This window comes from Luteibacter sp. P1_D3 (assembly GCF_056406135.1).
This window is the reverse complement of sequence record NZ_JBFUAT010000046.1, coordinates 22,766-31,369: the sequence shown is the minus strand read 5'-3', so window position 1 is coordinate 31,369 and position 8,604 is coordinate 22,766. Positions and strand designations below refer to the sequence as shown.

Below are 8,604 nucleotides of genomic sequence, written 5' to 3'. Positions count from 1 at the left end.
GTATCCGGCTTCTTGCGCCTCCCGGTTCGAGTACTTCCCCGGACGCCGCAAAAAATGCACGACCTTCCGGCCGTTGCGTCCGTGTCTCCCTGATGAAGTCGGTCACGCGCTCATCGATGGTGGTCCGTGAGTAGACGTGCTCGTGGGCATTGAGAATTTGGAGGCTGTTGAGGGCCTGGATGTCCGAAACCATGCCGATGGTGCTGGCCAACCCCCGCTTGGACCCATCGACGGCGTACACCGACGCGTCGTAGAGCATTAGGGTCACGGTTGGAGATAGGGGCAGGAACGCCTGGAGTCCACGGCTTCGCCAGCCCAGGACGCCGCGATGCGTGACGGCTTCGGAATAGGCGTTGTGCAACACCAGCGGGTCGTCGCTGGTCACGAACTCCTCGCTGGTCCCGTTGACGAACAGGTGCATTGCGAGGTCGCATGCGGTCTGCGAAATCGCAGGCGCCTGGAGTATTGAGAGCGAGACGGGGTCCTTCGTCGGCTCATAAATGTCCTCCGATGTTTCCTCAGCAAACTCGCTGAGCCCGGCCACCAACGCGCTGTTGGCAGTGGCCGCGCGGACAGTACGGAGTTTTTGAAGGACGGCGAAAGAAAGGAGCGTTGCCCATTCGGGGGAGTTTCGCGCCGGTGGAGTCCCGCGGGCCAGGCATGCCTGGATAACCGGCGCAGCGTTCGCCTCTATCGTCCCGATGCGCTGTTCGAGCCCCGGTTCGAAGGCGTGAAACTGGCGCCTTGAGCACTGGCTCTTGATGGGCGCGGACGCGACGACCTTGCCGGTGGGCAGGTGGAACAGGCCAATCGTTTTCTTGTTGTCCGAGAACTGGCGAAGATAGAACTGGGGCACGTAGTGGTGCTCCCTTTGACCGGCGTTCTTGGTCGGTGCGGCAGTTGCTTCGTCGGTCGATTTCACGTGGCGAGGTTCAACATCCGGGCGTGGTCAAAGAGCGTGCGATAGGTGACTGTGTGCTCAAGCACCGGCGCCGCTTTGACGATCTCGTCAAGGCAAGTCGGCAGCGGGTAGGGATAAGCGTGCTCAAGATCCAGGACGCGGGCAATGAAGCGGAGGGCGGCCTCCGGGAAAAGGGTGCACAGCTTTGCTTCTATCATCGTTTGAAACACGTATGCCGGATACCGGGTGGGCGCAAGCCAGTCGCCGATGAGTTCGAACGCCTCAGGAAACGCGCCGCCTGCCAGGGCGACCAGCTCCGCGAGTTTCTGCAATAGGCCGGGCGTGAGCGACCCGGTTTTCGGCCATACCCGAGTCCAGAACGGGGCAATCCGCGCAGCCCAGGTGAGCGCGCGGTCGTCCCCGTTGCCCCGTAGGACGGACTTGAGCGCGCTGACGCAGTCTTCGAGAAGGGCAGGCGGCAGTTTCGTCAGCGTTTGGGTGAGCCGGGCAAAATCGAAGGGAGGAGGGTTTGCGGTTGCCAGGTGAACCAGGGTTTCCGCAAAGCGCTTTTGGCGGTGTGCATCGAAGGAAGGCAGATGGTCGGCAATGCCCAGAAAAGCGGCGCCGATGCTCTCGAGCAACGCCGGGGTAAAGCGGGGGGTATTCAGCACGCCGCTCCATGCTTCGGCGGCCCGCGGGGATAGCCAGTCGAGACGTGGCAGTAGATGACGGGACGTCCATGCTTCGTCAACTGCGTAGAGAGACGCGAGGTGTGTCATGAGCGCATTGACGCCGGGCCAGAGATCGTCCCGATCTGGATTAGTGACGGTCGTCCACACTGCGGCGAATGTGGGAGACAGAACGCTGGCGTTCGCCGGGTTGGTCTTGAGCCACGCCTCGACCGACGCAGTCACCACAACGTAGGCAGGATGCACCTGCGCCTGGAAAAGGAAGTCCAGATCAGGGTCGGGCGGGGCCCATCTCTGGCCAAAAAGCCGACCGACCAGCGGGACGACTTTTACCCCCTCGTCTTGACCCGCCCGCACAGCACTTCGCATCCACTCGGCAATTTCATGGCCGGCTTCAACGAGAACGGATTCGGGCGCATTGTTGAGGACAGACCCCAGTGGCTCCCACGTTGCTTTGTCTGCGCGAGCCAATGTCACCAGTGCCTGGCGCCACGCAACGGCTGGCCATTCGCCCGACTCGGCGAGTGCGACCAGGGCGTCAGTGGCCAACGCCGGATGAGCCCCGCAAAACGTCGGCCATGCGTATCCGGGAGCGTCGGAAGGCTTGAGCGCGCGGAGGAAGTCGATGGCCGACGTTAGGTCTGGTCGTATGGGTGCCGCCGCGAAGATGGCGCCGTCGTCTGAGGGATGCGTGAGAGCGTCAGATTCATCTTGCCGCTCAGCACGCCTGGTGACAATTGCGCCCATCGCCGCAGTTCCAATCGTCCCCAGGGAGGCGTTGCGTTCGAGGGCGAGGAAATGATGGGCGGATTCGTCGTCCTTCACCGCGATCCATGTTTTTCGTGGCACGGCCTTCAACCACGCCGGGCGTCCCGGGCCGCGAGCGATGGCCGACTCGAGCCGTTTCCGCGCTTGCGAAGTCAGTTGTGGACCGATGCGGGCGAGGAACTCGGCGACGTGCGATTTGAAGTTGGGCGCCCACAGGACAGTCCCTCCGTCCAGCAACACGATGAGGCGTTCACCCAGCGGCATGCCGTCAAGGCGACCTGCGCCGAACAGGGCGAGCTTCCGGAACACATCGTGTCGGCTTGCGGCCCAGGTACGCACTAGGTCCAACGCCCGGGATTTGTCGGTGTGCTCAATCTCAAGCCACGCATCACGCATGAGCAGCGCAAGCCTCACCCATTCTTCCGCGATGTAGTTGGCTTCCCCGGGTTCGAGATGCGCCAGTGATACTGCGGTGGGGTCGTACCCTCGGTTGAGTCCCAGTTCGCTGTACAAGGCCAGGGCATCGCGCAGGTTTTTCTCGAAAAGGTCGATGAGGCCGGGCAGCACGGATTTCCACGCCTTCGATGCACGGAGCTCGTCTACACAGGATTCGGTGTCATCTGCGCGCAACGACACGTGGACTTCCAGACTGGTGCCATCGGTTTCAAGGAATGCAAGGCGCTGACCAACGACCACGACGGGGCCCAGCGCGTCCCCGAGCGCCTGGCGCACCGTCCAGGTCATCCCCTCAACGTCCCACCGCAGCTTCCACTGATACAGGCTCGTGGTGGCTTGCGGGGACTTCAGGTAGCCCGCACAGGCCAGTCTCCACACCGCGCGGGTGACGGCATCGGGAACTGGGTCCGTGTTTTCTGCGGGTGCGACACCTGCTGGCGCCTGGTGCGCCTTATCAATCTCATCGAGCCGCCGCCTGATGAGGCCAATGAGGCGCGGGTGCAACGCAGCACCGCGAAGAGAAACCCAATCGAGGAGCCGTGGAGAGTGGAGGTGGCGGACGAGCCATTCGGCCATGCGGAACGTCACGCGGTCCCATTCGATGTCCCGGCTGCCGGACACCAGCCGCATGGCGTGTATGTCTTTTGCTGGACGGTCAAAGAGGCTGAACGCACCGGCCCCGTCGGAATGTGTCTGTCCGACGGGCAAGCCAAGGTCAGCGGCATGGAAGCGACGCTCTTCGAGCACAGCGAGCCAGTCGAGCGACGGTGCCGGATTCGCACGAGAAAACACCTTGGCGGGTAATCCCCGGTCGTCGGCCAGCGCCCAGACGATCCGTCCGACATGGTCATCCTGGGGTGAGCTCCGGATCGGCCCGATTCGGATGCCCTCGGTGACAAGGCGCTCCTTGCCCGAGACCCCGCCGCTCCACACGTTCGCCCAGGCGTCCAGGGTATCCCGGAGCGCTGCGTGGTCACTTTTATGAGTTTCAATACGGTAAAGGATGGGCACCGCACCCCGCGCAAGCCAGCCCCTGGCCTCGTCGTCTTCCTTGCCTTCGACACATGCCCCCAGCGCAAACGCCGTCGGAACCGCGTGGCCCGAACGGGCGTCGGCGGACATCGCGTCCATCATGTACCGCACGATGGGGTCGTTTATGGCGTAACCGACAAAGCACACGACGTAATGCCGAAAGAGCTCAGCCACAAAACGGGCAGCCCACTGCTCGGTCAGGTATGCGCGCCCAAAGTCCCCACTGGTCAGCACGAGCGCCGCCAGGTCCTGTTCCCGTGGCACTTCAGGAAGTCGGCCATGGAGATACACCAGGCCGTCCCAGCGCCCGGGACGGGGAAGTGGAAGCGCTGGCGCGTGGTGCACGGGGAGGTCGATGGAAAGGCGCTTTGCGGCGTGCTCAAACAGTCGGTCGTAATTGGTCGTGACAATGCCGGGGGCAGCGCTCGACCGGTTCGCAAGCCTCAGGAGAGCCTCATGCACGGACGTTGCGTGCGGGCGGGTGCGGTCGGGTTCGAGAAGCGCCGGCAGTGCCCGTCGCACGCGCGTGGCGCTCGGTCCCCGCTCGAGCTGGTCGAGCAATACGTCATACGGGATCGGTGCTTTGCCTTCTAACGTTTCCGGGTAGGGAGCGCCAACCGCTGCGAAGATGCGCTCGGTAAGCTCGCCGAACAACGGCAGCTCTGCCGACGTCGAGATACCCGCGCCACAGAAGAAAATGACTTGTCCGTCCTCGTGCGCGCGAAGGAGGGCATGGGGGACATCCGGGCCACCGGGTACAAAATGCATTCAATGTCGCCCATCGCGCCAAAATGCAATTTTGACACGGCCTCGTCTGCGCGGTGCGTTTCATCTCACCGGCCGAGGCGCATCACCAGACGGGTGCCAGGATGGTGAGCGTTGGGGATAAGCCCGCTGCGGCGGCAACAGGCGGCGTACGTGCCCATTGCCTGGCAAGACGCTGGATTTGGCGTCGGCGACCCGGAGGCTTGCTTGCTGGCGTCGCCGCTCAAGATTTCGCGGAAGGGGCCGATACGCGACTCAAGAGTTACGTGCCGCAAATTGCCGGCCAGCGTCGCGTGCGTAGCGCGTCGCGCAAGATGAACAATCAAGGAGCTTGCCGATGCGCCCCATCCTTCGAACCGTCGTTCTTTGCAGCCTGGTCGCATTCGCTGGATGCAGCGACCCGCACGGCATGGTCCTGCCTCGGGACGCCAACAGCTTTGATGCGAAGGCTCGGGAAAACCTGCAAAAGCTTCCTGAGAGCGAACGGGAGACGCTTGCTCGGTACATGATTCGCCATCTCATCGGTAGCGGTGGAGCAGTTCCGGAGGGCACAACGGTTGCAGAGGCACTCGTCGAACAGAGAGGCGTCGAAGAAGCCGCAGCGGTCCGCGAGAAAGAAGAGGCGGCTCTGAAAGCATCTGTCGAACGGGACCAGGCAGCTGCACGGGCGGTGCTGTCTGCTGCAGTCTCCGTGGTTCTCGTTGAGAAGACCTTCCTTCCCGCAGACATCAACGTACGCCGGTATCGCGGTGAGACAGACCTCAAGGTGGCGTACTCGAACAAATCCACCAAGACCGTTGCGGGGGTCAAGGGAGCACTGGTGTTCAAGAATCTCTTCGGCGACCCGATCACGCGCGTCGGCATCGCAATGACCGACGCCGTTGAGCCCGGTAAGACCGTCGTCTGGGAGGGCTCGACGGAATACAATCAGTTTGAGCAAAAAGACCATGAGCTGGCCTTCACGCCAGTCGAGAAGATGAAAGTCGAATTTGAACCGGCCATGGTCGTGTTTGCAGACGGCACGCAGCTCGGCGGCAAACCGTAAGCGACACTGCCATCGGCGGAATACCAGGGACGTTGAGCATGCAGGAATGGAGTCCGTCGACGTGGGGGCGGCGTTTTACAGGCGCAGGCGAGTGGGCGTTGCGCCTTGATGGGGCATCAATCACGCTTGTCGCAGAGGGCACGCGCCACACTGCGCGCCTTGACGGACGCTCCCCCCTTGTCATCCGGCAGGGCGTGTTCTGGACGGACCTCGCGCTCGAAATTCCGGGCGGGCGACTCGTCAGGGTTGACGGCATTCCGAACCGGCACGGTTCAGACATTGCGGCTGCCATTGAGGCGGTGCTTGTGTTGCAGCGGATCGAGGCGGAGCGCCGCGCTCAAGACGAGCGCCGCACGACCCGCCAGGAGCGCACCAGCGCGGCACTTTCCGCCATTCGACCATGGCGCGAAGGGGCGCACCGCATCATCGGCCGCGCCAACAGCCGGCGTTGCTACCTGACAACAGAAAACCTTCGCGCCATCACGGGCAGCCGCCCAGTACTGACCTCGACGATGGAAGAACTGCTGGCCGTTCTCCAGGAGCCGGATTTTCGTGCAAGGCTTGGCGCCGATGCCCTTGATGGGGAGAAAGCTGTGCGCTTTTGGGGCGGTGACCACGTCGGTGCTGCCCGGCGGCGCAATGGAAAATTCATGGCGGAGGAAATTGAGGCCCACCGCGACCTCTTCAACAGCGTCGAATCTCGTCCGTTGACCGATGAGCAGGCACGCGCAGTCGTGTGCTTCGACAACCGTGTGCAGGTGGTTGCTGCTGCTGGCTCAGGCAAGACATCGACGATGGTTGCCAAGGCGGCGTACGCCATCAGGCGGGGGCTCGTCTCGCCTGACCGCATCGTGATGCTCGCGTTCAATCAGGCGGCGGCTGCCGAACTCCAGAAACGCACGACGCGGGCTTTCGCCCGCGTTGGACTCAGTGACGTGTCGGTCGAGGCGAAGACGTTCCATTCGTTGGGTGCAGCGATCATCGGCAAAGGCACCGGCCGCAAGCGCCATGTGCCACTCTGGGCCAAGGAGAAAAAGGAGGGCATCGCAAAGCTCGCCGGACTCATCGATGGCATCCGGGACCGCTCGCCAAAATTTGCAGCCGACTGGGACATGTTTCGCATCGTCTTCGGTCGTGACATCCCGCCCTTCGGCGAAGTGTCCCCTGACGAGGAGTGGGACCCCCGGTGCAAGCGTGGCTCTCTACGCACGTTGCGCGGCGAGCCGGTCAAGAGCGCCGAGGAAGTCATCGTCGCCAACTGGCTCTTTTACAACGGGGTCGACTATGTCTACGAAAAGCCTTACGAGTTCGACACCGTAACGGCAGACCACGCCCAGTACCGCCCCGATTTCTTCTATCCTGCAATCGGCCTTTACCACGAACACTTCGCGCTCGACAGGGCAGGCAATCCGCCTCCTCAGTTCAAGGATTACGCTGCCGGCGTCCGCTGGAAGCGTGCCACGCACACGGAGCTCGGCACCGATTGTATTGAAACGACATCGAGCCAGCTGTGGTCCGGGAGGCTTTTCGAGCATCTGGCGCACGAGCTCACGAGCCGTGGCCTCCAGCTCGACCCAAATCCCTACCGCCCGGTCCCCAAGGACGGACAAGCGCCGGTAGAAGACAGCGACCTCATCGGACTCATGCGGGCTTTCATCTGTCATGCCAAGGGCAATGCACTCGACAACGACTCACTGACAGTGCGGCTTGGAAACATGGGCGAAGGAGCGTTCACGTTCCGCCACCGTCTGTTCCTTCGTCTGGCCAAACCCGTCCGCGAGGCTTGGGACAAAGCGTTGTCTGCCGGCAATGAAATTGACTTCGAAGACATGCTTATCCAGGCCGCCGAGCTCGTCGAGGCTGGGCGGTTCGAGTCTCCATACGACCTTGTCCTGGCCGATGAATTCCAGGACGCGTCCTGGGCCCGTGCGCGTCTTTGCCTTGCGCTCGTCAATCAACCCGACCGGCATTTCTTTGCGGTCGGTGACGACTGGCAGTCCATCAACCGGTTCGCGGGTGCCGACATCTCCGTCATGACCGGGTTTGCCGACTGGTGCGGGGGTGGCGAGGAGCTCCGGCTCGAGCAGACATTCCGCTGTCCCCAGCGTCTCTGCGACGCTGCTGGCGAGTTCGTGACAAAAAACCCCGCGCAGATAAAAAAACGTGTCCGTTCTGACACGCCCGACCATGGAGCTGTTTTGACTGCCCTCCAAGTCACGCACAAAAATGACGTTGCGGGCGTCGTCGCCCATCATCTTGCTAGGCTAGCGGCTGGCGTGCGCGACGGGACCATTGCGCCGGGAAAGGACGGCAGGGTCACGGTGTTCGTACTCGGTCGTTATAACAACGACAAGCGCTACGTTCCCGATGACTGGCGCGGCCGGTTCGGCGCACAGTTGGTGGTGTCGTTCTCCACCATCCACACCTCCAAGGGGATGGAAGCGGACTACGTGGTGCTGCCCGGTATGGTCCGGCATGGCTTTCCGAGCGAGCGTCCCGACGACCCGGTGCTGACTCTCGCGATGCCGGGCGGGGATGCCTTCCATCTCTCCGAGGAGCGACGGTTGTTTTACGTCGCGCTGACCCGTGCCCGCCGTTCGGTCGCCATGATTACCGTCCGCGGCGAGCAGTCGGTCTTCCTCGATGAACTGGTCAAGGATGGACGGGTCACTGTCACCAACGTGGCCGGCGAACCCGTCGAAGACAAGGTCTGTCCCACCTGTCGCAAGGGTGTGCTCATCGTGCGGGCCGCGACCAAAAGCCCCTTCATTGGCTGCACCGCTTACCCCCGTTGCGGTCACACACAATCTCTTCCGAAATCACCACCAACACCGCCGCGACCGCGACCTCGCCGGTCCGGCCCGGCGCACCGTTAAGTGCACCGTGTCCGAAGAGTGCGGCAAGGATAGGTTACGCCACCCGCTGCGACCAACTGCCCGATTGACCAG

At 62.8% G+C, this 8,604-nt stretch carries 4 protein-coding genes; 2 read left to right on the top strand and 2 right to left on the bottom strand.

From position 1 onward, the window contains the following. Nucleotides 1-922 (bottom strand): DUF4238 domain-containing protein (locus AC1DYM_RS20680; protein WP_477341584.1); only part of this gene is annotated, 922 nt, incomplete at its 3' end. After that, the gene (locus AC1DYM_RS20675; protein WP_477341582.1) at nt 919-4,614 is read right to left on the bottom strand and encodes an SIR2 family protein; all 3,696 of its coding nucleotides are present in this window, start codon (nt 4,612-4,614) and stop codon (nt 919-921) included. The genes AC1DYM_RS20680 and AC1DYM_RS20675, both read right to left, overlap by 4 nt. A gap of 334 nt (nt 4,615-4,948) precedes the next feature. Here AC1DYM_RS20675 and AC1DYM_RS20670 point away from each other — a divergent pair, with 334 nt between their 5' ends. Both AC1DYM_RS20670 and AC1DYM_RS20665 read left to right on the top strand, forming a co-directional pair. Beyond that, nucleotides 4,949-5,656 (top strand): hypothetical protein, encoded by a 708-nt coding sequence (locus AC1DYM_RS20670; protein ID WP_477341580.1) that lies wholly within the window; start codon nt 4,949-4,951, stop codon nt 5,654-5,656. A 38-nt stretch (nt 5,657-5,694) separates the two neighbouring features. Continuing rightward, nucleotides 5,695-8,532 (top strand): UvrD-helicase domain-containing protein, encoded by a 2,838-nt coding sequence (locus tag AC1DYM_RS20665; protein ID WP_477341578.1) that lies wholly within the window; start codon nt 5,695-5,697, stop codon nt 8,530-8,532. Nucleotides 8,533-8,604 lie beyond the last annotated feature (72 nt).